Origin of the sequence: Streptantibioticus ferralitis (assembly GCF_029223525.1) — a bacterium.
GTDB lineage: Bacteria > Actinomycetota > Actinomycetes > Streptomycetales > Streptomycetaceae > Streptantibioticus_A > Streptantibioticus_A ferralitis.
On sequence record NZ_JARHTQ010000001.1, the window covers coordinates 315,528 to 339,146 of the forward strand.

Here is a 23,619-nt window from a genome sequence, read left to right on the forward strand (position 1 = left end):
GGGAGGCGCCCCCGAAGCCTCGCCGGACAGCTGTTCGCGATGCAGGTCGTCGTGGTCGCCGTGGTGCTGGTCTGCTGCGCGGTGCTGGCATACACGTACACCCAGCGGCAGGCGGAGGACGACGCACGGGACAAGGTGACGGCCACCGCCCAGACCATCGCCGACTCGCCGCTGGTACACACCGCCGTCAGCGCCGCGAACCCCACCGCCGTACTCCAGCCGTACACCGAACGGGTGCGCCGCGACACCGGCGTCACCTTCATCACGATCATGAACCCGGCCGGTGTCCGCTGGACCCATCCCGACCCCCGCCAGATCGGCGGGCACTTCCTCGGCAGCACCGCGCCCGCGCTCCACGGCCGCACCTTCACCGAGACCTACACCGGCACCCTCGGCCGCTCGGTCCGGGTGGTGACCCCGGTCGAGGGCAACGGCAGGGTGACCGCACTGGTCAGCGTGGGCATCACGGTCGCCACCATCAGCAGCGAGGTGCGCGGCCACCTCGCCGCACTGGTCGGCGTAGCGCTGGCCGCGCTGGTGGTGGGCGGCGCGGGCACGTACCTCGTCAACCGGCGGCTGCGGCGGCACACCCACGGCCTCGGCGCCGAGGGCCTGAGCAGGATGTACGACTACCACCAGGCGACGCTGCACGCCGTACGTGAGGGCTTGGTGCTGCTGGACGCCGAACGGCGGCTCGCCCTGTGCAACGACGCGGCGCGGGAGCTGCTGGGCCTGCCGGAGGACGCGGTCGGGCGGTACGTGGCGGAACTCGGGCTTCCGCCGTCCCTGACCGGCGCCCTGCTGGCCGCCGAACCGCGGGTGGACGAACTGCACCTCACCGCCGAGCGGGTGGTGGTGATCAACACCCGGCCGGTGACCGGCGGGGAGCAGCGCGGCACCGTGGTCACCCTGCGCGACCACACGGATCTCCAGGCGCTCGCCGGGGAGTTGGACAACCAGCGCGGCTTCACCGAGGCGCTGCGCTCACAGGCGCACGAGGCGGCGAACCGTCTGCACACCGTCGTCTCGCTGATCGAACTGGGCCGGGTCGACGAAGCGGTCGAATTCGCCACCGCGGAACTGGAGTTGGCCCAGGCGCTCACCGACCAGGTGGTGGCGGCGGTCGCCGAACCGGTGCTGGCCGCGCTGCTGCTCGGCAAGGCCGCCGAGGCGAGCGAACGCGGAGTGGAGTTCCGGATCACCCCCGACAGCCGCATCGTGGAGGGCGTCCCGCTGAACCCCCGCGATCTGGTGACCATCCTCGGCAACCTGGTCGACAACGCCCTGGACGCGGCGGTCGAGGGCGCGGGCACGGTCGCACGGCGCCCGTACGTCGAGGTCACCGCCCGCGTTGACGGCGGCGAACTGCTGCTGCGCGTGGCCGACTCGGGGCGCGGGGTGGATCCGCAGGCGCTGCGCGAGGTGTTCCGGCGCGGCTGGAGCACGAAGGAGGGCGGCGGTCGCGGAATCGGCCTGGCGCTGGTCGAGCAGGCCGCACGCCGATGCGGCGGAGCGGTCCGGGTCGACCGCGAGGAGGGTGCGGTCTTCACGGTCCGACTTCCGGTACGGGAGGCTGCCAGATCATGATCCAGGTACTGGTGGTGGAGGACGATCCGGTCGCGGCGGCCGCACACCGGATGTACGTCGAGCGGCTGCCGGACTTCGAGGTGGCCGCCGTCGCGCACTCCGGCGCGGAGGCGTTGCGGTTCCTGGACCGCAGGGCCGTCGACCTGATCCTGCTCGACCTGCATCTGCCCGACGGCCACGGCCTTCAGGTCGTACGCTCGCTGCGCGCCGCGGGCCACACGGCCGACGTGATCGCGGTGACCTCGGCCCGCGACCTGGACGTGGTCCGGCAGGCGGTCTCGGTGGGCGTGGTCCAGTACCTGCTCAAGCCCTTCACGTTCCCGGCGCTGCGCGACCGGATGGAGCGATGGGCGCGCTTCCGCGACGAGTTGGCGGGCGGCGGCGAGGCGAGCGGCCAGGACGAGGTGGACCGCGCCCTGGCCGTACTGCGCAGCAGCTCGGAGGCGGCCACCCTGCCCAAGGGGCTGAGCGCCCCGACCCTGGACGCGGTGACGGCTGCGCTACGCGATGCCGCTGGTGACGGCCTGTCAGCGGGTGCCGCTGCGAGTACGGTTGGCGTCTCCCGCATCACCGCCCGCCGCTATCTGGAGCACCTGGTGGAGACGGGCCGGGCGGTCCGCAGCCCGCAGTACGGCCAGGTGGGGCGCCCGGAGCTGTGCTACCGCTGGTCAGCCGTCTCACCGTGAACGGCTTGCTGGTGCCGCCGTGCCAGGACCCGGCAGTCCACGGCTCGGCTGTGGTCCCCTTCCCGGCGAGCGGCCACTTCTTCGGCCTTGAGTCGCTCACACTCCGCGCAGCCGGATTCGCTCACCGCCCCCACCCCGACCAGGCGTTGACCTCGGCCACCCGGGCCCGCAACTCCTCCATCGGACCCGCCGGACACACATCCACCCGCCGCGCGCTCCACGGCGCCCCGCCACCCGCCGGTCGGAGGCTCACCCGCCCGTCATTCATCCCGATCACCACGCCGACGCGGTCGGTCTTCACGTCCCGTACTACGGCCCCTGCTTCGAGCACTTGTTACTCGCCTTTCCCGCTCGTTCCCGTTCCGAGCATCGGGGCGTAGCGCTACGCTCACCAGGGGTAACCGCTTCAACGGCCCCTCGCCATCTGGTGCTTGAAAACCCCTGAAACGAAGGACGACGACGGATGGCCGCACCAAAGGAACTCGACCCCACGGTTTCTCTGGCCGCCTTGCTGGGCAAGAAGGTCCGCAAACACCGGGAGCGGTTGGGCTGGACCCAACGCGAGGTCGGCAACCGCCTCAACTACTCCCACAACCGCATCGCCCAGGTGGAGTTGGGAACGGATCCCCCGACCTGGGACATGTGCGTCGCGCTGGACGCTGCGCTGGGTGCCGGTGGCGAACTCACCGAGCTGTGGGAGCACATGGTCCGGGAGAGGGCGCGGGAGGAATTTCCGGACTGGGTGCAGAAGTATGTACTTCTGGAGGCCAAGGCCACCAAGATCTATCGGTATTCGCCCCAGATCGTGCCCGGGTTGCTGCAAACGGAGGCGTACGCTCGCGCGGCGTTGCGCAAAGGTCTCCCTCGGGCGTCTCAGGAGGAGATCGAAGAGAAGGTGGCGGCCCGAATGAGCCGTCAGCAACTGTTGGGGAAGACACCTCCGCCGCTCCTATGGGCGGTTCTCGATGAGGCCGTGATCCGCCGACCAGTCGGCGGCCCGCACACCATGCACGACCAACTGGCCCGCATCGTTGACGCGGCACAGGCTCCCGATGTCACGGTGCAGGTGATGCCGTTCGACCGAGGCGAGTACGCAATCATGGGCGGTTCACTCACGCTGCTGTCTTTCGCGGATGGCCCAGATGTGGCCTATCTGGAAGGCATCGGCCCGGGCATCCTCGTAGAGCAACCGGATCAGGTGACGGAACACTCGCTGACCTACGATCTTGCTCAGGTCCAAGCCTTGCCGCCGGATGATTCACTGGCCCTGATCAAGACCGCGATGGAGGAGTGCTACGCATGCACACGCCACGACCCGACCTGAGCGGCGCCAGATGGCGCAAGTCCACGTATAGCAACAACCAGGGTGGCGAGTGCATCGAAGTAGCCGACAGCACAACCGGGCTCGTCCCCGTCCGGGACTCGAAAGACCCCCAAGGCCCTGCCCTGGTCTTCACAGCAGACGCGTGGACGGCCTTCATATCGGCCGTCAAAGCAGGGGACTTCGCCGCCTCCTAGCCGGTGGCCGTCCGCTCTCCGTCAGTGGTGGCCGGTGTCGATGACGCAGAAGCGGTTGCCCTCGGGATCGGCGAGTACGACGAAGTCGGGATCATCTGGATAAAGATCCCAGTCGACGCGCTCGGCGCCCAGGGACACCAACCGCTCGACCTCGGCGGTCTGTTCGGCCGCGTCTCTGACGTACAGGTCCAGATGGCTCCGCGGATGTTCCTGGAGCGGCGTCTCGCTGAGACCCAGTGCCAGCGGCACCCCGGCCCCTTCCGACGGCACCAGCACCACCCAGTCGTCTTCCGTTTCCTCACGCGGGACGTAGCCGAGGGCCGCCATCCAGAACGAGGCCGCACGCGACACATCCGAGACACCCAGAACAACAGATCCGACTCGCAACATGCTCCGATTCTGACGGACGGCGCCGCACCGACGGCACTGCCCCCAACGAACGGGACCTCGGAGCCCCAGTGAGGTAGGACATGAACCCATCCCGCCGCAGCGTCCTCGGCGCGGGTCTTTTCTCCGTCGCTCTCACCGTGCCCGGCTGGCAGGACGTGGTCGGCCGCATGGAAGCCATCCAAACCGGCCATACGCAACGCATCGGCATGCCCGAAGTCGAGATGGTCATGGCAATGACCGAGCGTGTATCCGAACTGGACGACCAGTTCGGCGGACGGCACGCGCGCCCCATGGCCGCTGCGTTTCTCGTGAATACCGTCGCGCCCTACCTACGGGCAGACGCTCCCGAACACGTCCGCAAAGCGATGATGTCGGCCGCGTCAGACCTGTGCTACCTCACCGGATACATGGCGGTGGACGAAGGCGTTCATGGCCTCGCGCAGCAGTACTACCTCAAGGCGCTGGAACTCGCCGGAGCGTCAGAAGACCATCTGACGTACTGCACGACGCTGCGCGGAATGAGCGTCCAGGCAGTCGACTTGGGGCACGGCCGAGAAGCGATGCGGCTGGCGGACGCCGCAGCCGCCGCGTCCCCGCAGGCCGGCCCCAGGATGCGCGCCTTCCTCGCGGGCCAGCAGGCCCACTCCGCCGCGCAGATCGGGGACCGCAGCAGCGCCCTCATGTACCTCCGGCAGGCCGAAGTGGCCATGGATAAGGCGGAATCCAGGGAAAAGGCTTTCGGCTCATACGACCCCGCGGCCCTGAACTACCACACGAGCCAAGTCCGGTACGAGTTGGGCGACATGCACGGCGCCGTCGAAGCGATGCAGCAGTCCGACAAGTTGCGGTACGCCGTCTATCGACGCACCCGCGTGAAGGAGCGCGCACTTCTCGCCGAGCGCCAATTCGCGGTCGGTCATGTGGAAGCCGCGTGCGCCACATGGCATCTGGTTCTGGATGACTACCCCCTGGTCCAGTCCGGACGCGCGGACCAGCGAGTCCGAACGATGTACCAGCTGATCCGCCCCTGCCAGAAATCCCCCGCCGCCCGTGAACTCTACGAGCGCGCCCGGCTCGTCACCCCGGCCTCGCTGCTGGCTTGACGGAGCCGGGACGCCCGTGTTCCGCCGAGCGGGAACCTCGCCGCACCGCCTACAGCAACGCACCGGGGGCACGTCCTCAGCCGAACCGCAAGCTACCGGTCCGCTCCCGCTTCAGCTCGAAGAAGTCCGGGTGTGCCGAGAGCGTCTGCACCGCACAGGGCAGCGCGCCTGATCGTGAGCGCTACGTGAACTCCTGAGCTCAGCACGACCAGGTCGTCGCCCCGCGACTGGACCCCTTGGACAGCTCGATGACGACCGTGGGAACGGCCAGATCAACTCTCCCACTCAGTCGGGCCACCTGAAGCGCTCATGGGCCAAGGCAGGCGCTCAGTCACAAGGCCACGAGATCATCCGGCGACCGGTGGCCAACTAGGAATCGGATTGGCCAACTACCGCTCGACGTCACACCAATCCCCACGCCTACCCGCACCACCCCGGGTGAGCACTGCAAGCGCGTTGGCAGTCAACCAGGCATATGAATCCGCCGGCCAGGCCCTGGTCCCGGCCCGTCAACACGCTCTTGCCGCCGGGGATCTCCATCCTGAATCGTAGAGCCACCCGTGCGACCGCGAGAGCGAGGGAGCCAGAGACATGCACGCAAGCATCGGTGACCGCATCCGTGTCAGCGGGCGAATCGTCGGGACGAACGAGCACGTCGGCGAGATCATCGAGGTCCGTGGCGCCCAGGGCGGGCCGCCTTACCGCGTGCGGTTCGATGACGGCCACGAGTCCCTGATCTTCCCGGGCCCCGACTCCCACATCGAGTCGCGCCGCCAGGTTTGGCCCAAAGGGCAAGCCCCGCCCCTTCGGGGATCGAGGGACTTGCCCGTCCTCTCGGTCCTCATCTCCCCGGCCGAGCTCGAAGACCTTGAGGACGCACTCGCGCTCGCCCGCCTTGAGCGTGATCGCGCTCTCGGCCGAACAGATGCCCCCATACTCCACGACGAGGCACGCCGCGCCCTTCTTGAGGCTGCCGGGAGGGGCGAGTGACCTGGCAGGTTCTATGGGAGCCGACAGCCCTGAACGCCGCCGCCAGTCAGCTCAAAGTCGACCCTGGCGGTGTTGACGCCCTCCTCCGGGCGACCGACCAACTTGCCGAGAATCCCCCTGCCCAAAGAGTCCCGCCCGTGGGGCACCGACCATCGCCGCCTCCGCCACGGTCCGTGGCGCATCCTCTACCCGCCCCCGGGAAATGGCCCACGCTTCATAACCCACAGGAGTGGCTAGCATCTCCCCCCAAGCCGAGGCCCTACTGCTCCCATGCGATGGTGCGCCACGGACTGTTGGGATCGGACATGAGGAGCCGGTGCGGCTCAAGGACGGTTTCGTACCATTCCCCGAACCCCTCATCATCGAAACGGATCACGCGCCCCAGCGCGTACCCGGCTGAGAGCTCCGCCCAAGAGGAGTAGTGCTTCCGGCACAGCGCGCCCGTCTGGCGAATCGCCGATTCGGCGACCTCGAACGAGCAGTACCGCGCGCCGAATCCCCAACGGGCCATGTTGACCGCACGCCCGAAGTCGTAGCCGACGGGCGAACGCGTGGGCCAGCTCCCCGACCAACGGACCGGTGCTCTTCGTCAGCAGAGCCGTAGGCTGGGGCCACCACCGGAAGGCCATGCGTCCCGCAGCTCTCCGACGTGGGACCGCTGAGCCTCACGAGCTACCCCAGTGAAGAGGTAGAGCTTGCCGGAATTTTGTATGCAGCCGCCATGGATTCTTCAAAAATAACAACAAGAGAATCCGGCATATAAGTAAAACCGCCGCCCTTCGATTCACCAAGCGCGATGACGACGCTCGATGAATTACAGAAATCAAGACGGAAAGACCAGGGCATCTCCACGCAACCCTCATTAGGAACATGCCATACTGGGGTGATGTCCGTAATAGTTTTTCCCAAAAACCTCGCCCATTCGACGTGATTGCTCACGTCGACAGCCTCACCCATCGGCCTAGCCCCCTGTTCACCATGACCCCTAAGCTCAATCGCCAAGCCTTCGTTGAGGCCATCCATGGCCCAGTCGAAGGCCAATACGGCGCCGCTGGCCATGACCAGTTCCACAGCCAGGTCGACTTCATGAGCCCGATCCGCCCTATGACCTTCGGGCCAGCTTTCGCCCTGCAGTGCCGCATACCGGACTTCGACCAGAACCTCACGCGACACTGCGGCCACTAGAGTCGCAAACTCAGTCCCATTATTCGACTGCGCACACCATGGCTGAATTGCAATTACCACTAATACCGCCCAAAGTACTGGAAATTTCCACTGGCATCGAACGTCGCCCCAAATCCTCGCCCACCAGCAGGATCCGGCATGATGTAGCGCGTTCCTCCTGCAAAGTTTCCGGAGGTCACCGACACCTGCACAGTATCGGGGCTATTCAGGATATCATCAAGGAGGCCCTGGCCGGTCGAATCCAATTGTTTGCCGGGTACGACGGGTAGGTCACCGCGGTTCATGTGCTTCTGGTACTCGCGTCCCGCTCGGGTTAGCCTCCCCTTGTCTGGACGCTGCCCACTCTTTGACAATTCTTCTGGACACGGAGAAAGCCCAAGGAAGTCGGCTTCTACACACGGGTTTGTGACGTACGCGTGATGGTTGGGCGCCGGGACGAGGCCCAGCGGATCCGGAGAGATGTACCGCCCGGTTTCCGGGTCATAGTAGCGAAAGTAGTTATAGTTCAGGCCTGTTTCAGGATCTTGATACTGGCCAGGAAAGCGTAGGGGGCAATCGGCAGAGAAATCTGTCTTTGGCGAGGGGAGTTGGGGTCCCCACAGCGTAGTGCGGGCTTGCCAGGCGATCTCACCGTTGAGCGTGAGCAGCTCCGTCGGACTGCCGATGGAGTCCGTCAAGACGGCGTGGAAGCGGGCCGGTTCGCCCAGGCGGGCGATCAGGGAACCCGGGTCTGCCGGGGTTGCTCGGTCGGATTGGGTTAGGGGGCGGTGGGTTCCCGGGGCGTAGTCCCACGTCGTCGTGTGGCCGTCGTCGGCGGTCTGCTCCGCGACGCGGGTGTCGTCCCAGGTGAAGACGGTCTCGTCGGCCACCGAGCCGTCCTCGACCAGCCGCCGCTTCGCCACACGGCGGCCCAGTGGGTCGTACGCGTAGTGCCAGCGTTCGCCGTCAGGCGTTACCGCGTCCGTTAGGCGGTCTTCCGCGTTCCAGGAGAATGACCATGTTCGGGTTTGGCCGTTGAGGAGTTTGCGGGTCTTGCGGGTCAGGCGGCCTTGTGCGTCGTGTTCGTATGTGGTGCGGCCTGCGCGGTGGATGAGGGTGCCGGTGAATTCCCGGTCGCCTGCGGCGGGGTGGGCGGGGGCTTCGGCGCTGGTGAGGTTGCCTGCTTCGTCGTAGGCGTAGGTCTCGGTCCAGCCGTGCGCCGTAACTGCGGTTACTCGGCCCGATTTGTTGAGGGTGAAGCGCCTTGTGCCTGCTGTCAGTTCGCGGATTTCGGTGAGCAGGCCGTCGGGGCGGTAGGCGTATGTGCGGTGTTGGAGGAGGAGTTCCTCCTCGCCGCTCGGCCGGTGCGTAACGGTTTGGGTGGTGAGGCGGTCTGTGCTGTCCCAGGCCTGGGTGAGGCGTAGGTCTTCGCCTAGGCGCCGTTCCACCTCGCGGCCCGCCGCGTCGTATGTGAGGGCCAGGGAACCGGCGTCCGTGCGCAGCTCGTTCGGGCGGCCCGCCGCGTCGTATGTCCAGTGGGAGACCGCGCCGCCGGGGGTCGTGCGCCGGACGCGGCGGCCGGTCGCGTCGTACGCGTACGTCATCGCGCGGCCGTTGACCGTCTCCGTCAGGACGCGGCCCAGCGCGTCCCGCTCCCACACCAGCTCCGCGTCGGGATTCGCGGCCCGGGCCAGTTGACCCGCCGCGTCGTACGCGAAGGTCGTCTCCGTGCCGTCATCCGTCGCCGTCGCCACGGTGCGGCCCAGTGCGTCGCGCGTGAACGACAGGCTCTCGCCCGCGCCGTTCGTGCGCGAGCTCAACTGACCTGCGGCGTCGTGCGCGTACGTCAGCCTGCGGCCGTTGAAGTCGGTTTCCGCTACCAGGCGGCCCGCCGCGTCGTACTCGTACGTCCACGTCAGGCCCTGCGGGTTGGTGACGCCGGTCAGGTGTAGGTCCGTGTCGTACGTGAAGGCGTAGACCGTGCCGTCAGGGTCGGTGCGGGAGGCCGTGAGGTCGAAGTGGGTGGTGGTGTGGCGAACCGTGTTGCCCACGGGGTCGGTGTGGGAGACGAGGTTGCCCTCGCCGTCCCATTCCCAGCTCTCCCGTGCGCCGTCCGGCTGCTCGCGCCACTTGGGCTTGCCCTCGGTCGTCCAGCCCATGCGGGTGGCGTGACCCAGCGGGTCGGTGACTTCGACGACGCGGCCGAAGACGTCGCGGGTGACCGTGGTCGTGTTGCCGAGCGGATCCGTGACCGCGAGGGGCAGGCCAGCCGCGTCGCACGTGGCGCGCTGGACGTTGCCGAGGGCGTCGGTGATCGACGTGATGTGGCCGGACCCGTCGTAGGCGTACCGGGTCTCGGCGCCCGTCGGGTCGATCGAAACAAGCAGGTTGCCGGAGTCGTCGTACGTGTGGCGCCACACCGTGCCGCCGGGCTCGGTGACCTGTGTCGGTAGGTTCAGGGCGTTGTACGCGGCCTGGCCGATGGAGCCGTCCGGCAGGGTGACGGCGAGCAGGTTGCCCGCCTCGTCGTACGCGTAGCGCGTCGTGCGGCCCAGCGGGTCGGTGACCGACAGCCGGTGCTGGCCGTTGGGGTCCCACTCGGTGGTCGTGGTGTGGCCCAGTGGGTCGGTTTCGGCGGCCACCCGGCATGCGTCGTTGTAGCGGTAAACGCTCGTCTCGCCAAGCGAGTTGGTGTACGTGTTCGTACGGGTCTGCTCGTCGTAGGTGAAGGCCCCGGACATGAAGCCATCGGTGCCCTCGGTCCGCACCACCCGGCCGCGCTCGTCGTAGACGTACTCGAACCTCGTGCCGTTGCGGTCGGTCCAGGAGGTGATCCGGCCGTCCGCGTCGTATCCGAACCGCAGCGGCCTACCGCTGGAGTTGATGACCTCGGCCAGGTTTCCCGCTGCGTCATAGCCGTAGCGGACCAGGACCGTGCCCGGGGAGTCCGCGACCGGCCGGTACGGCGAGGGCGCCTCGTGGAGCAGCCGTAGCGCGGTGATGCGCGCGCCGTGGATGTCGACGGCGATGTGGTAGCCGCCGGAGTGCCGGATCGCGGTGGGGATTCCGGATGCGGTGCGGTCGATGTCGATGCGGTGGCCGTTGCGGTCCTCCATGGACTCCAGCGGTAGATCGACGGTGTCGCCCGGCCTGACCGACGACGGGTGGGTGAAGGTGCGCACCACGCCGGTTGCCGGGTCCGTGATGGTCATCGCGCCGTCCGGGCGGCCGTCCCAGGCCAGCGCCAGCCGCGGGCCCCGCTCGGGCAGCACCGGTTGCCCGGCCCGCGGTACGGGATAGACCAGACGCTTGCCGTCCGTGGCCGCGAACACCACACCCCGGGCGTCGAGTTGCAGCCGTTCGTCCAGCGTCGAGGCCCATGAACGGCCGAACCAGCCACCAGCCCGGTACGAGGACAGGTGTGTCCGCTCGATCACCAACGGGAGCTGACCCGGCAGGGTGACGTCGGTCTGCGTCATGAACATCGTGCCGGTCGCGATGTCGACCGGGTCGTTGCACGCCTCGGTCGAATTGGTGTCCCGCGCGTTCGCGGGCAGTTCGGTGTCGTCGGGGCGGATCGGGTCGGACGGCGGCTTTTCAACGTCCACAGTCGGCGGCTTGCCCGTCCCGCCGAGTCCGTCCAGATCGGTTGGCAGACCGGACAGCAGCGACGGGTCGACCCCGTCACCGAACACCCTCGGAAACGCCCCCGCCTCGATCGCCGCCTTCGTGGCACCAGCCGCGCCACCGAAGATCGCCCCGGAGATCATCCCGTCCTTGGCGGAGGAGTTGAGCTCGTCCAAACTGAAGTGGTCCTGCAGACCAGCGGCCATCCGCAACGGCTGTGCGATCGCCGCGTCGACCGCCACCGACTCCACCCCGCCGAAGGCGGCGGAGGCCACCGCGGTGCCCAGGACCCCGGCGGCGGCCGCCGAGACCTCGATCCCCACGGTTCCCGCCAGTGTGATCACCTCGTCGGCCACCGCCAGCGCAGCACCCGACAGCGCGCCGCCGGACAAAGCCGCCGCCCCGATCGCCACGGCCAGCACGGCGATGTCGATCTCGATCCGATGCTCGATCTTCTTCCGAGCATGCTCCACGGCATCGGCATACTTCTCGAGCATCTCCGCCATCTGCTCGGACGCCTTGGCCACATCGTCCAACCAGCCCTTGTCCTTGCCACCGTGATAGCGGTGCCAGAACTTGGCGTAGGCGTCGACCGCCTCACCCTTGTTGTTGTGGATCAGCGCGCTCGACTTGCCGTCCGTCGCATGGCACACACCATCCACGGCCTTGGAGAACGTCCGCCAAGCCGTCGCCGCCTGCCGGCACTTGCCCGGATCACCCTCCGGCCACTGCATCCCCATGTGCTTGGCAAGCCAGCCACAACAGTCCTCGATGCTCGGCAGACCCAGGAAACTCACTTGCCGCCCTTACCCCCACCAGCGGGCGGAAGCTTCGCCCCCGCCTTCCTGAACATCTCCGCGACCTGATGGTCATTGCCCGCATGACCATCCGCCATGTCCTTCAATGCCTCGAAAATGCTCTCCAAGCCCTGCACCAGGATGCCGACCGCCTTGTCGATCGACGTCTTGCTGGGACCGTACGAGTCATGGAAGTTCCTGCCGATGTCGTCATGGCCCCACGGCGAACCCACGTCATCCAACGACTTCTTCAACGCCGACGCCGCATCCCCCAGCGCCTTGCTCTGCGTCTGGAACGTCGGCGCCGACGACTTCAGATCAGCCACAGATATATGCAGGTCCGGTTCCTTGCCGCCCACGGCTCCCCCGTTTCCCATCCCCTGCGGATCCCCGCGAAAGTACCCGGACGACCCTAGGCCACGCCCCCACGTGGCGCACATCGCACCGCCGTTCCACCGTTGCCCAACAACGTTGTCATCAAGGCCCCGCACGCCCATTGACCCGGCCCTGACCCGCCCTTACCGTCACGGGCAACCCGCAGCATCCCCTTCCGTCCCGCACCGAAGGAGGACTTGCCCATGCGCCCCGTCGGCCGTTCCGTCCGTCTCCTTGCCGCCGCCTCGGTCATCGCCCTCGCCGCCACCGCCCTTACCTCGTGCGGTGGTTCCACCGAGGACAAGAACACGATCAAGGTCGCCTACCAGCGCGTGCCCGCCGACAACGTCCGGGTGATGGATGACTATCTCGCGCTGGTGAAGGGCCAGTTCGAGAAGGCCAACCCCGGCAGGCACATCGATCTGATCCCCATCACCGCCGCCGAGAACGACTACTACGCCAAGCTCCAGCAGATGATGCGCTCCCCGAAGACCGCGCCGGATCTGGCCTACGAGGACACGTTCCTCATCAACTCCGACATCAAGGCGGGGTATCTGCGCCCGCTGGACGACTATCTGTCGGGCTGGCCCGCGTGGAGCCAGTTCGTGGACACCGCGAAGGCGGCGGCGAGAGCGCAGGACGGCAAGACGTACGGGGTGCCGGACGGCACCGACACCCGTGGGCTGTGGTTCAACAAGGACATCTTCAAGAAGGCGGGCCTGCCCGCCGACTGGCAGCCGAAGGACTGGAACGACATCCTGACCGCCGCCCGTACGGTCAAGGCCAAGGTGCCCGGGGTCATCCCGCTCAACCTCTACACCGGTAAGGCCCCCGGTGAGGCGGCGGTGATGCAGGGCTTCGAGATGCTCGCGTACGGGACGGGCGCCGATCCGCTGTACGACCCGCAGTCCAAGAAGTGGGTCCAGTCCGGCAAGGGCTTCTCCGACGCACTGGACTTCGTACGGACCGTGTACACCGAGAAGCTGGGGCCGGACATCTCCGACGCCCTCGATCCCAACATCCAGCCGGTGGTCGGTACGGAGTGGATCCCGTCCGGCAAGCTGGCCATCGACCTCGACGGCTCGTGGCTCGGCAACAACTGGATCAAGACCGGTGGCAAGCCGTGGCCGCAGTGGTCGCAGGTGATGGGCACCGCGGCCATGCCGACGCAGAACGGTCAGGCGCCCGGCGCGGTCAGCATGTCCGGCGGGTGGACCTGGGCGATCACAGCCAAGGCCCAGCATCCCGCCATGGCCTGGGACTTCATCAAGGCGCTGCAGAGCGAGTCGAACGCGGCGGAGTACGACATCCGCAGCGCGAACATCGCCGTGCGCAAGGACGTCGCCGCCGATCACCGGTATCTGACCTCGATGCCGGGCATCGACTTCTTCACCAAGCTGGTGCAGTACACCCACTACCGCCCGGCGCTGCCGGCCTATCCGCAGGTCTCCACCGCCATCGGCACGGCGATGGAGTCGGTGTCCACCGGCCAGTCCTCGACGGCGTCCGCCGCCAAGTCGTACGACCAGCAGTTGTCGTCGATCACGGCCGGGGCCGTGGAGAACGCGCGGTGAGGGGAGCCCGACGCACCCTGTTGCGGGGGCTGCCGGTGCTGCCGTCCGTGCTCCTGCTGCTGTTGTTCCTGGCCGGGCCGATCGCGTACTGCGCGTACATCGCCTTCACCGACATGCAGTTGACCGGTGCGTCGGGCACCCACTTCGTGGGCCTGGCCAACTTCCGGCACGCCTTCGCCGACCCCGGGTTCCGCAACGCGGTGGTGCTCACCCTGGTCTTCACCGTGCTGTCCTCGATCATCGGGCAGAACACGCTGGGCCTCGGCCTCGCCGCCGCGATGCGCCGTGCCTCCCGGCCGGTGCGTACCGTCACCGGAGCGGTGGTGATCGCCGCGTGGGTGCTGCCGGAGATCGTGGCGGGGTTCTTGCTCTACGCGTTCTTCCGGCGCGAGGGGACGCTGAACGCGATCCTCGGCTGGCTGCATCTGCCCAGCCAGAACTGGCTGTTCACGTTGCCCATCCTGGCCGTCTCACTGGCCAACGTCTGGCGCGGCACCGCGTTCTCGATGCTGGTGTACTCCGCCGCGCTCGCCGAGATCCCGCAGGACATCGCCGAGCAGGCGGAGGTCGACGGTGCGAGCGCGGTGCAGCGGATGTGGCATGTGACGCTGCCGATGATCCGCCGCTCGATCGGCACCAATCTGATGCTGAACACCCTCCAGACGCTGTCGGTCTTCGGTCTGGTGTGGGCGATGACCCGCGGCGGTCCCGGTGCCAGAAGCCAGACGCTGCCGCTGTTCATGTACGAGAAGGCGTTCCAGCAGAGCCTGATCGGCTACGGCACGGCGGTGGCGCTGCTGCTCCTGGTGGTGGGGGCGCTGTTCTCGGTGGTGTATCTGCGGCTGCTGCGGACGGAGGTCTGATGGGTCTGATCTGGGATCTTCGGGGTGCCGGGGGTGCTGCCCGGCGTGCGTCGCCGGTGGCAGAGGGCGACCATGGAGGTGGAGGAGAGTGCGAGGAGGATCGCCATGGCGCAGAAGACTCTCACCATCGAGGTCAACATCAACGAGGTCGATCGGATGACCCAGGCCCAGGCCCAGCTGACCGGCGCGGGCATGACGCCGATGACCGGCGACGGAACGGCGCACTGCAACCCGAGCGACGAGAACATCGCCGACATCGGGGACGAGCTGGCCACCGCACGGGCGCTGTCCGACCTGGCTCATCAACTGCTGCACGCGGCCGTCGAGGACATCGAGGCCCATACGCACCGGAAGGTCGAGCGACTGACGGTCTGATCCGGACACCGCATGCGCGGGACCACACGCGGGCGGGGGCACGCCGATGACGTCCGCCCGGCGCGGGGGAAGGCCGCGCTCGTTCCGCTCCGCCCGGCGGGTCCGGCACCGGCTGGCGGCGGACCTCGCGCTGCTGCTGGTCGCCGTCGCGTTCGCCGTCCCGCTCGGCTGGCTGGCGCTGGCCTCGTTCAATGAGCACGCGGGGCTGCGCACCTCGTTGCCGCACCCCTTCACGCTCGGCAACTTCCAGGCGGTCCTCACCCCGGACACCACCTACACCCCGATGTTCAACAGCCTGTTGCTGTGCGGCAGCGCCACCGCGCTGACGGTGGCCGCCGCCACGCTGGCCGCCTATCCGCTGTCCCGCTACCGCTCCCGGTTCAATCGCCCGTTCCTGCTGACCATCCTGTTCGCCACCTGCCTGCCGATCACCGCGATCATGGTCCCGGTCTACGGGCTGTTCGTGCAGGTCAATCTGATCGACACGCTGTGGGGCACCGCACTGTTCCTGGCCACCGCCCAACTCCCGTTCGCCATCTGGCTGATGCGGAACTTCATGGACGGGGTGCCGACCGTGCTGGAGGAGGCGGCCTGGACCGACGGCGCGTCGTCCATGCAGGCGCTGTGGCGGGTGGTGCTGCCGCTGATGGGGCCGGGGGTCGGGGTGGTGACCGTCTTCACCTTCATCGCCATGTGGGGCAACTTCTTCGTGCCCTTCATGCTGCTGCTCTCCCCCGACCAACTCCCGGCCTCGGTCAGCATCTACACGTTCTTCGGCTCCTACGGGACCGTGGTGTACGGCCAGTTGGCGGCGTTCTCGGTGCTGTACTCGGCGCCGGTGGTGGTGCTCTACGTGGCCATCGCGCGGCGGCTGGGCGGCGGGTTCGCGCTGGGCGGCGCGGTCAAGGGGTGAATCGAACCGCCGCGGGTCCGGGGGCCGACCGGGGCGGACGATCGCCGTGGGTCAGAAGACCGACTCCGCCTCGCGGATCCGGTCCTCGGGCACCCGCTTCAGTTCGGTGATCGCGTCCTTGAGCGGCACCATCTCGATGCTGGTGCCGCGCAGCCCGGTCATATGGCCGAACGCGCCCTCATGGGCGGCCTCCACCGCGTGCCAGCCGAAGCGGGTGGCCAGCACCCTGTCGTACGCGGTGGGCACGCCGCCGCGCTGCACATGGCCCAGGATGACCGGGCGGGCCTCCTTGCCGAGGCGGTTGGCCAGTTCCTCGGCGAGCCGGGTGCCGATGCCCATGAAGCGCTCGTGGCCGTACGCGTCGATCTCGCCGTAGCCGTAGGCCATGCTGCCCTGGATCGGGTGCGCGCCCTCGGCGACGCAGATCACGGCGAACTTCTTGCCGCGGGCGAACCGCTCCTCGATCATGGCGACCAGATCGGCGGGGTCGAACGGGCGCTCCGGGATGCAGATGCCGTGCGCGCCGCCCGCCATACCGGACTCCAGGGCGATCCAGCCCGCGTGGCGTCCCATCACCTCGACGACCATGACCCGCTGGTGCGATTCGGCGGTGGTCTTGAGCCGGTCGATGGCCTCGGTGGCGACCGTGACGGCGGTGTCGAAGCCGAAGGTGCGGTCGGTCGCCGAGATGTCGTTGTCGATGGTCTTGGGCACGCCGACCACCGGCATTCCGGCGTCGGCGAGCATCCGGGCGGCGGTCAGGGTGCCCTCGCCGCCGATCGGGATGAGCACGTCGATGCCGTAGGTCTGGCACAGCTCCTCGGCGTTGTCGGCGGCCTCGTGCAGTCGGGCCCGCTCCAGCCGGGCGGAGCCGAGGATGGTGCCGCCGCGGGCCAGGATGCCGCTGACCGCGTTGAGGTCCAGCGGGCGGTAGCGCCCTTCCAGCAGGCCCTTGAAGCCGTCCTCGAAGCCGATGATCTCGTCGCCGTGCCCGGTCAGGCCGCGGTGTACCACCGACCGGATCACGGCGTTCAGCCCTGGGCAGTCACCGCCGGCGGTCAGGACTCCGATGCGCATGGCGGTCAATCTCCTGTGTAGGTGGCGGCCTTTCGTACGCGTCTGCGCAGACGGTCACGATGGGTAATCGTGACCGGATTACCACATCCTTCATACCTTATGAGAACTTTGCGGTGGCGGGGACAGGAACACATCCATAGTCCGGCGCGCGCCGCCCAGGGGCCCGGGTTAGCTTCGAAGGGCAGAACAGGCGCAGTACGGCAGAGCAGGCGCAGTACGGCAGAGCAGGCGCGATACATCGGATCGCGACGAAGGACGGAGAACGCGCGTGACGCGCAGCGTGTACGTGACCGGCATCGGACGCGGCGACGGCCGCCAGGTCGTGGAACTGGGGGTCATGGAGCTGCTGACCCGCCAGGTCGACCGGGTGGGGGTGTTCCGGCCACTGATGCACGAGGGGCCCGACCGTCTGTTCGAGTTGCTGCGCGCCCGCTATCGGCTCTCCCAGGACCCGGCGACGGTCTACGGCCTCGGCTATGACGAGGCCGCGCGGCTGCAGGCCGAGCAGGGTACCGACGAGTTGGTCTCCCAGCTGGTCGACCGCTTTCACGCGGTGGCCCGCGAGTACGAGTTCGTCCTCGTCCTCGGCTCCGACTACGCCGACACCCAGCTGCCCGCCGAGCTGAACCTCAACGCACGGCTGGCCAACGAGTTCGGCGCCTCCGTACTGCCGGTCGTCGGCGGCCTCGACCAGAGCGCGGACTCCGTCGTCGCCGAGGTGCACAACGCCCACCGGGCCTACGCCGACGAGGGCTGCTACATCCTGGCCATGATCGCCAACCGGGTCGCCCCGGACGCCGTCAAGATCGCCGTCGACCAGCTCGGCAGCAGGCTGCCGGTCCCGGTCTACCTGCTGCCCGAGGAGCCGTCGCTGTCCGCGCCCACCGTGGCGCAGGTCGTCCAGAAGCTGCAGGCCGATGTGCTGCTCGGCGATGACGCGGGGCTGGCCCGCAACGTGATGCACTTCGTCTTCGGCGGGGCGATGCTGCCGGCGTTCCTGCCCGCGCTGACCCCCGGCTGCCTGGTGGTCACGCCCGGAGACCGGGCGGACCTGATCATCGGCTCGCTCGCGGCGCACTCGGCGGGCGCGCCGAGCATCGCGGGTGTACTGCTCACCCTGGACGAGCGCCCCGGTCCCGACATCGTCGCGCTGGCCGAGCGGCTGGCGCCGGGCACGCCGGTGATCGCGGTGCCGGGCGGCTCGTTCCCGACCGCCGCCGAGCTGTTCTCCCTGGAGGGCAAGCTGACCGCGGCCACTCCCCGCAAGGCGGAGACCGCGCTCGGCCTGTTCGAACTGCACGTCGACACCGGCGAGTTGACCGACCGGCTGTCGGTCGCCCGCAGCGGCCGGGTGACCCCGATGATGTTCGAGCACGAGCTGATCGAGCGGGCCCGCTCCGGCCGTCGCCATGTCGTACTGCCCGAGGGCACCGAGGAGCGGATCCTGCGCGCCGCCGAGGTGCTGCTGCGCCGCAACGTCTGCGACCTGACCCTGCTCGGCGACCCGGGCGCGATCCGCAAGCGCGCCGGTGAGCTGGGCGTCAACCTCGGCCTGGACGTCGAGGACCACGGTTCCGGCGCGATCGCCCGGGTCGTGGACCCGCAGACCTCGCCGCTGCGCGAGAACTTCGCCGAGCTGTACGCGAAGCTGCGCGCCCACAAGGGCATGACGGTGGAGCTGGCGCACGACGTGGTCGCCGACGTGTCGTACTTCGGCACGCTGATGGTCCAGGAGGGACTGGCCGACGGCATGGTCTCCGGCGCGGTGCACTCCACCGCGGCCACCATCCGGCCCGCCTTCGAGATCATCAAGACCTCCCCGGGGGCCTCGATCGTCTCGTCGGTCTTCTTCATGTGCCTGGCCGACAAGGTGCTGGTCTACGGCGACTGCGCGGTCAACCCCGACCCGGACGCCGAGCAGTTGGCGGACATCGCGATCCAGGCGGCCACCACCGCCGCCCAGTTCGGCGTCGAGCCGCGGGTGGCGATGCTGTCGTACTCCACCGGCACCTCGGGTTCGGGCGCGGACGTGGACAAGGTGCGCCGGGCCACCGAGTTGGTCCGCGAACGCCGCCCCGACCTGGCGGTCGAGGGCCCGATCCAGTACGACGCGGCGGTCGACCCCGCGGTCGCGGCGACCAAGCTGCCGGGCTCGGCGGTCGCGGGGCAGGCGACGGTACTGATCTTCCCCGACCTGAACACCGGCAACAACACCTACAAGGCCGTGCAGCGCTCGGCGGGCGCGATCGCGGTCGGCCCGGTGCTGCAGGGCCTGCGCAAGCCGGTCAACGACCTGTCGCGCGGCGCGCTGGTCCAGGACATCGTCAACACCGTCGCCATCACGGCCATCCAGGCCCAGGGCGACGCCGTCATCTCGTGAAGCCCGTGACGTCCCCGAAGGAAGACCCCACTCCAGTGACCGCCTCCCGCGTCCTCGTCCTCAACTCCGGCTCCTCGTCGCTGAAGTACCAGCTGCTCGACATGTCCCGCCCGTCGCCCGCCACCACTCTCAACGGAGCGGCTACGCCGCACGGCGACGATTCCGGCTCCCGCCTCGCCTCCGGCATCGTGGAGCGGATCGGCGAGGAGGGCAGCGTGGCCGACCACTCCGAGGCGCTGGGCGTGGTCTCCAAGGAGCTGCGGGCCCGGGGCCTGGGCCTGGACTCCCCCGAACTGGCCGCCGTCGGGCACCGCGTGGTGCACGGCGGCAGCCGGTTCACCGAGCCGACGCTGATCACCGACGAGGTGGTCGCCGAGATCGAGAAGCTGGTGCCGCTCGCCCCGCTGCACAACCCCGCGAACGTCACCGGCATCAAGGTCGCCCGTGAGCTGCGCCCCGATCTGCCGCAGGTCGCGGTGTTCGACACCGCCTTCCACGCCACGATGCCGGAGGCGGCCGCCCGGTACGCCATCGACCGGGCCACGGCCGACCGGTACGGGGTGCGGCGGTACGGCTTCCACGGCACCTCGCACGCGTACGTCTCCCGGGCGACCGCCAAGCTGCTGGGCAAGGAGCCGTCCGAGGTCAACGTGGTGGTGCTGCACCTGGGCAACGGCGCCTCCGCCTCGGCCGTGCGCGGCGGGGTGTGCGTGGACACGTCCATGGGGCTCACCCCGTTGGAGGGCCTGGTCATGGGCACCCGCTCGGGTGACATCGACCCGGCGGTGATCTTCCATCTGTCGCGGGTCGGCGCGATGGACGTCGACGAGATCGACGACCTGCTCAACAAGCGCAGCGGCCTGGTCGGGCTGTGCGGTGACAACGACATGCGCGAGATCGGCCGCCGAATGGCGGAGCGCGACGCCTCCGCCCAACTCGCCTTCGACATCTACGTCCATCGGCTGCGCAAGTACGTCGGCGCCTATTCGGCGGTACTCGGACGGGTGGACGCGATCGCTTTCACAGCCGGAGTGGGCGAGAATTCGGCCGCGGTGCGCGAGGCCGCCCTGCGTGGCCTCGAACCCCTCGGCATCGAGATCGACGCGGTACGCAATGCTGTGCGCGGCACGGTGGCACGGGTGGTCTCCACAGAGACCAGCCGGGTCGCGGTCGCCGTCGTCCCCACCGACGAGGAACTGGAGATCGCACAGCAGGCCTACTCGCTGGTCCGCCCGTAAACCGGGCCGGAACGGGAGGCCTCCGTAGCGGGGCCACCCGGTAAATTCCGGACCGGAACAAAATATCGATAGGATCGTCCACATGCGCCGAGCGAAAATCGTCTGCACCCTGGGTCCCGCCGTCGACTCCTACGACCAGCTCAAGGCACTGGTCGAGGCCGGAATGAACGTGGCCCGTTTCAACTTCAGCCACGGCACCCACGCCGAACACGAGGAGCGCTACCACCGGGTGCGCAAGGTCTCCGAGGAGACCGGCCGCGTCGTGGGCACCCTCGCCGACCTGCAGGGCCCCAAGATCCGTCTGGAGACCTTCGCCGACGGACCGGTGGAGTTGGTGGCGGGTGACGAGTTCACCATCACCACCGAGGACGTTCCCGGTGACCGGCACATCTGCGGCACGACGTACAAGGGCCTGCCCGGGGACGTCCGGCAGGGCGATCCGGTACTGATCAACGACGGCAACGTCGCACTGCGGGTCATCGAGGTGGACGGCCCGCGGGTGCGCTGCCTGGTGGTCGAGGGCGGCATCATCTCCGACCACAAGGGCATCAACCTGCCCGGCGCCGCCGTCAACGTCCCTGCGCTGTCCCAGAAGGACATCGAGGACCTGCGGTTCGCGCTGCGGATGGGCATCGACATGGTCGCGCTGTCCTTCGTCCGGGACGCCAAGGACGTACGCGACGTCCACCGCGTCATGGACGAGGAGGGCCGCCGGGTCCCGGTCATCGCCAAGGTGGAGAAGCCGCAGGCGGTGGAGAACATGGAGGCCGTCGTCGCCGCCTTCGACGCGGTGATGGTGGCTCGCGGTGACCTGGCGGTCGAGTACCCGCTGGAGAAGGTGCCGATCGTCCAGAAGCGGCTGATCGAGCTGTGCCGCCGCAACGCCAAGCCGGTGATCGTCGCGACCCAGATGATGGAGTCGATGATCACCAACTCCCGGCCCACCCGGGCCGAGGCGTCCGACGTCGCCAACGCCATCCTGGACGGCGCGGACGCGGTCATGCTGTCCGCCGAGTCCTCGGTCGGCAAGTACCCGATCGAGACCGTCAAGACGATGTCCCGGATCGTCGAGGCGGCCGAGGAGGAGCTGCTCAAGCGGGGTCTGCAGCCGCTGGCGCCGGGGAAGAAGCCGCGCACCCAGGGCGGTGCGGTGGCCCGCGCCGCCGCCGAGCTGGCCGACTTCCTGGACGCCAAGACGCTGGTCGCCTTCACCAAGTCCGGCGACACCGCGCGCCGTCTGGCCCGCTACCGGGTGCCGGTGCCGGTGCTGGCCTTCACCACGGACGTCGCCACCCGCAACCAGCTCGCGCTGACCTGGGGCGTGCAGAGCCACCTGGTCAAGCACGTCGACCACACCGACGCGATGGTGGACCTGGTCGACCAGGAGATGCTGAAGCTCAGCGAGTACGACAAGGGCGACACCGTGATCATTACGGCGGGCTCCCCGCCCGGCGTCCCCGGCACCACGAACATGATCCGGGTGCACCACCTGGGCGGCGGCCGCCTGGACTAGCTCCGGCCCAGCCGGCCTCAGCCCTGGCCAGCGGTCCCGGCCAGCCGGTTCCGGCAGCCGTGGGCAGCGGATTTTTGCCGGGCGACACGCCCGACCTAAGGTGAGGCCCGTCCGTCGGCAGACGGACGGGCCATCGCCTTGGTGATGCCGCTTTCCCCCGACGTATGACGCACGGAGTGTCCCCATGGTCGACGTAGCCCCGCCGCCCGACAGTCCCGCCGCCGCGAGCGGGCCGGGGACCGAGGGAGCGGGCGAGGCGGTCGCCAGATGGCGGGAACGGCTCACCGAGCTACTGCGCCGCGAACCGGTGACGATACGTTTCGTCCGCCGCGAGGCACTGAACGCGGCCGGCATCTACCTCGCGGTGTCGGCGCTCGCCTTCGCCCTTCTGCTGCTGATCTCGCACCACCTCGACTACGGCGTCGAGGAGGTCCTGCGCAAATGGGACAGCAAGAACTACCTGAGCGTCGCCGAGCACGGCTACCCCCACCACCTCAGCTATCTGCCCACCGGCATACCGTCCTGGTCCACACTCGCCTTCTTCCCACTGGTCCCCGGGCTGATAAGAGCCGTCCACCTGATGACCGGGCTGGGCTACCCGTACGCGGGCGTGGTGGTCTCCTGGCTGGCGGCGACCACGGCCGCGGTCGGGGTGCACACCCTGGCCCGCTCGGTGGTGGGACGGCGCGCGGGGTATGCGTGCGTCGGGCTGTGGGCCTGCTCCCCGTACGCCTTCGCGCTGTGGGTGCCGTACTCCGAGGCCTGCTTCAGCGCGGCGCTGATGTGGGCGCTGATCGCGATCATCGCTCGGCGCTGGGTGGCGGCGGGCGCGCTGACCGCGCTGGCCGGGACGATCCGGCCGACGGCCTCGGTGCTGGTCGGCGTGCTCGTGCTGAGCGCCGGGTGGGCGATCGCACGGCGCCGGGACGGCTGGCGGCCGTGGCTCGCGCTGCTGCTGGCCCCGCTCGGGCTGGTCTTCAGCTGGCTGTACCTGGGCAGCCGGGTGGGCCGGGTGGACGGCTGGTTCGAGGCGGAGAAGGCCTGGGGGCAGTCCTTCGACTTCGGGCACGGCACACTGCACTTCCTCAAGCAGGTGGCGACCTACGCGCACATCGACATCCGCTATCCGGTGGTGCTGGCGCTGATCCTGCTGGTCGCGGTGGCCGTGGTGGCGCTGGCGATGGACCGCAAGGTGCCCTGGCCGCTGGTGATCGCGCTGGCCGGAGCGTGGGAGCTGATGTTCGGCACCCCGGGATCGCCGCTGTCCAAGCCGCGCTTCATGCTGCCGTTCCTGCCGATCCTGCTCCTGCTGGTGGCACGCCCCGTGGCCCGGTTGCCACGGCTGGTGCAGGCGTGTCTGTACGGTTGCGGCGCGGTGTTCGCCGGGTGGTACGCGGTCGGGCTGCTGATGCTGTTCAGGTGGTCGCCATGAGGCGATCCGGTGAAGAC

18 protein-coding genes and 3 pseudogenes are annotated in these 23,619 nt (G+C 68.7%); 14 read left to right on the plus strand and 7 right to left on the minus strand.

Features of this window, described 5'->3' with window-relative positions; genetic code table 11:
• Positions 1-39: 39 nt before the first annotated feature.
• Complete coding sequence (locus P2L57_RS01445; protein ID WP_275807590.1) at positions 40-1,587, plus strand: sensor histidine kinase; 1,548 nt, start codon at positions 40-42, stop codon at positions 1,585-1,587.
• The gene (locus tag P2L57_RS01450; RefSeq protein ID WP_275806837.1) at positions 1,584-2,273 is read left to right on the plus strand and encodes a response regulator; all 690 of its coding nucleotides are present in this window, start codon (positions 1,584-1,586) and stop codon (positions 2,271-2,273) included. Before P2L57_RS01445 ends, P2L57_RS01450 begins: the two co-directional genes overlap by 4 nt.
• Before the next feature lie 121 nt (positions 2,274-2,394).
• On the opposite strand, the gene P2L57_RS01455 is transcribed toward P2L57_RS01450, so the two are convergent.
• Entirely contained in the window at positions 2,395-2,604 is a 210-nt protein-coding gene (locus tag P2L57_RS01455) for a hypothetical protein (RefSeq protein ID WP_275806840.1), read from the minus strand.
• A gap of 132 nt (positions 2,605-2,736) precedes the next feature.
• Between P2L57_RS01455 and P2L57_RS01460 the strand changes: the two genes are divergently transcribed.
• Complete coding sequence (locus tag P2L57_RS01460; protein WP_275806843.1) at positions 2,737-3,597, plus strand: helix-turn-helix domain-containing protein; 861 nt, start codon at positions 2,737-2,739, stop codon at positions 3,595-3,597.
• Positions 3,573-3,791, plus strand: a complete 219-nt coding sequence (locus P2L57_RS01465) for a DUF397 domain-containing protein (protein WP_275806846.1) — start codon at positions 3,573-3,575, stop codon at positions 3,789-3,791. Before P2L57_RS01460 ends, P2L57_RS01465 begins: the two co-directional genes overlap by 25 nt.
• A gap of 21 nt (positions 3,792-3,812) precedes the next feature.
• On the opposite strand, the gene P2L57_RS01470 is transcribed toward P2L57_RS01465, so the two are convergent.
• Positions 3,813-4,181, minus strand: a complete 369-nt coding sequence (locus tag P2L57_RS01470; RefSeq protein ID WP_275806849.1) for a VOC family protein — start codon at positions 4,179-4,181, stop codon at positions 3,813-3,815.
• 77 nt (positions 4,182-4,258) lie between these two features.
• Between P2L57_RS01470 and P2L57_RS01475 the strand changes: the two are divergent.
• Positions 4,259-5,284 (plus strand): annotated as a pseudogene (locus P2L57_RS01475) (NsdA family TPR-like regulatory protein); the annotation flags it as partial.
• Positions 5,285-5,875: 591 nt separating this feature from the next.
• A pseudogene (locus P2L57_RS41060) lies at positions 5,876-6,055 on the plus strand (DUF1918 domain-containing protein); the annotation flags it as partial.
• 478 nt (positions 6,056-6,533) lie between these two features.
• On the opposite strand, the pseudogene P2L57_RS40520 reads toward P2L57_RS41060, so the two are convergent.
• The 4 genes and pseudogenes from P2L57_RS40520 to P2L57_RS01495 form a co-directional block, all read right to left on the minus strand.
• Positions 6,534-6,800: pseudogene (locus P2L57_RS40520) on the minus strand (DUF1266 domain-containing protein); the annotation flags it as partial.
• Positions 6,801-6,946: 146 nt separating this feature from the next.
• On the minus strand, positions 6,947-7,447 hold the full coding sequence (locus P2L57_RS01485; protein WP_275806855.1) for a hypothetical protein: 501 nt from the start codon (positions 7,445-7,447) through the stop codon (positions 6,947-6,949).
• A gap of 71 nt (positions 7,448-7,518) precedes the next feature.
• Entirely contained in the window at positions 7,519-11,862 is a 4,344-nt protein-coding gene (locus P2L57_RS01490; protein ID WP_443732070.1) for a DUF6531 domain-containing protein, read from the minus strand.
• Positions 11,859-12,221: a WXG100 family type VII secretion target gene (locus P2L57_RS01495; protein WP_275806861.1), complete on the minus strand. Its 363-nt coding sequence runs from the start codon at positions 12,219-12,221 to the stop codon at positions 11,859-11,861. The genes P2L57_RS01490 and P2L57_RS01495 overlap by 4 nt, the downstream gene beginning before the upstream one ends.
• Positions 12,222-12,440: 219 nt before the next feature.
• Between P2L57_RS01495 and P2L57_RS01500 the strand changes: the two genes are divergently transcribed.
• From P2L57_RS01500 to P2L57_RS01515, 4 genes are all read left to right on the plus strand, one after another.
• Positions 12,441-13,811 (plus strand): extracellular solute-binding protein, encoded by a 1,371-nt coding sequence (locus P2L57_RS01500; RefSeq protein ID WP_275806864.1) that lies wholly within the window; start codon positions 12,441-12,443, stop codon positions 13,809-13,811.
• Positions 13,808-14,674, plus strand: a complete 867-nt coding sequence (locus tag P2L57_RS01505) for a carbohydrate ABC transporter permease (protein ID WP_275806867.1) — start codon at positions 13,808-13,810, stop codon at positions 14,672-14,674. Before P2L57_RS01500 ends, P2L57_RS01505 begins: the two co-directional genes overlap by 4 nt.
• A 105-nt stretch (positions 14,675-14,779) precedes the next feature.
• Positions 14,780-15,049: a DUF1876 domain-containing protein gene (locus P2L57_RS01510; RefSeq protein WP_275806870.1), complete on the plus strand. Its 270-nt coding sequence runs from the start codon at positions 14,780-14,782 to the stop codon at positions 15,047-15,049.
• Between the two features lie 46 nt (positions 15,050-15,095).
• Positions 15,096-15,962: a carbohydrate ABC transporter permease gene (locus tag P2L57_RS01515; protein WP_275806873.1), complete on the plus strand. Its 867-nt coding sequence runs from the start codon at positions 15,096-15,098 to the stop codon at positions 15,960-15,962.
• Between the two features lie 51 nt (positions 15,963-16,013).
• On the opposite strand, the gene P2L57_RS01520 is transcribed toward P2L57_RS01515, so the two are convergent.
• Entirely contained in the window at positions 16,014-17,039 is a 1,026-nt protein-coding gene (locus P2L57_RS01520) for an ATP-dependent 6-phosphofructokinase (RefSeq protein WP_275806876.1), read from the minus strand.
• 268 nt (positions 17,040-17,307) lie between these two features.
• Here P2L57_RS01520 and pta point away from each other — a divergent pair, with 268 nt between their 5' ends.
• The 4 genes from pta (at position 17,308) to P2L57_RS01540 (ending at position 23,602) form a co-directional block, all read left to right on the plus strand.
• Positions 17,308-19,419 (plus strand): phosphate acetyltransferase, encoded by a 2,112-nt coding sequence (gene pta, locus P2L57_RS01525; protein ID WP_275806879.1) that lies wholly within the window; start codon positions 17,308-17,310, stop codon positions 19,417-19,419.
• A 35-nt stretch (positions 19,420-19,454) separates the two neighbouring features.
• Positions 19,455-20,657 carry an acetate kinase gene (locus P2L57_RS01530; RefSeq protein ID WP_275806882.1) on the plus strand — a complete coding sequence of 401 codons (1,203 nt, stop codon included), beginning with the start codon at positions 19,455-19,457 and terminating at the stop codon, positions 20,655-20,657.
• Positions 20,658-20,739: 82 nt separating this feature from the next.
• Positions 20,740-22,170 carry a pyruvate kinase gene (gene pyk / locus P2L57_RS01535; RefSeq protein WP_275806885.1) on the plus strand — a complete coding sequence of 477 codons (1,431 nt, stop codon included), beginning with the start codon at positions 20,740-20,742 and terminating at the stop codon, positions 22,168-22,170.
• Positions 22,171-22,354: 184 nt separating this feature from the next.
• Complete coding sequence (locus P2L57_RS01540) at positions 22,355-23,602, plus strand: hypothetical protein (protein ID WP_275806888.1); 1,248 nt, start codon at positions 22,355-22,357, stop codon at positions 23,600-23,602.
• Positions 23,603-23,619: the final 17 nt, after the last annotated feature.

What these genes read in the sequence shown, in the direction of transcription:
- P2L57_RS01465 (WP_275806846.1), top strand. Translation starts at nt 3,573, where the DNA reads ATGCACACGCCACGACCCGACCTGAGCGGCGCCAGATGGCGCAAGTCC.
- P2L57_RS01445 (WP_275807590.1), top strand. Translation starts at nt 40, where the DNA reads ATGCAGGTCGTCGTGGTCGCCGTGGTGCTGGTCTGCTGCGCGGTGCTG.
- pyk (WP_275806885.1), top strand. Translation starts at nt 20,740, where the DNA reads ATGCGCCGAGCGAAAATCGTCTGCACCCTGGGTCCCGCCGTCGACTCC.
- P2L57_RS01510 (WP_275806870.1), top strand. Translation starts at nt 14,780, where the DNA reads ATGGCGCAGAAGACTCTCACCATCGAGGTCAACATCAACGAGGTCGAT.
- P2L57_RS01460 (WP_275806843.1), top strand. Translation starts at nt 2,737, where the DNA reads ATGGCCGCACCAAAGGAACTCGACCCCACGGTTTCTCTGGCCGCCTTG.
- P2L57_RS01500 (WP_275806864.1), top strand. Translation starts at nt 12,441, where the DNA reads ATGCGCCCCGTCGGCCGTTCCGTCCGTCTCCTTGCCGCCGCCTCGGTC.
- P2L57_RS01450 (WP_275806837.1), top strand. Translation starts at nt 1,584, where the DNA reads ATGATCCAGGTACTGGTGGTGGAGGACGATCCGGTCGCGGCGGCCGCA.
- P2L57_RS01515 (WP_275806873.1), top strand. Translation starts at nt 15,096, where the DNA reads ATGACGTCCGCCCGGCGCGGGGGAAGGCCGCGCTCGTTCCGCTCCGCC.
- P2L57_RS01470 (WP_275806849.1), bottom strand. Translation starts at nt 4,181, where the DNA reads ATGTTGCGAGTCGGATCTGTTGTTCTGGGTGTCTCGGATGTGTCGCGT.
- P2L57_RS01520 (WP_275806876.1), bottom strand. Translation starts at nt 17,039, where the DNA reads ATGCGCATCGGAGTCCTGACCGCCGGCGGTGACTGCCCAGGGCTGAAC.
- P2L57_RS01540 (WP_275806888.1), top strand. Translation starts at nt 22,355, where the DNA reads ATGGTCGACGTAGCCCCGCCGCCCGACAGTCCCGCCGCCGCGAGCGGG.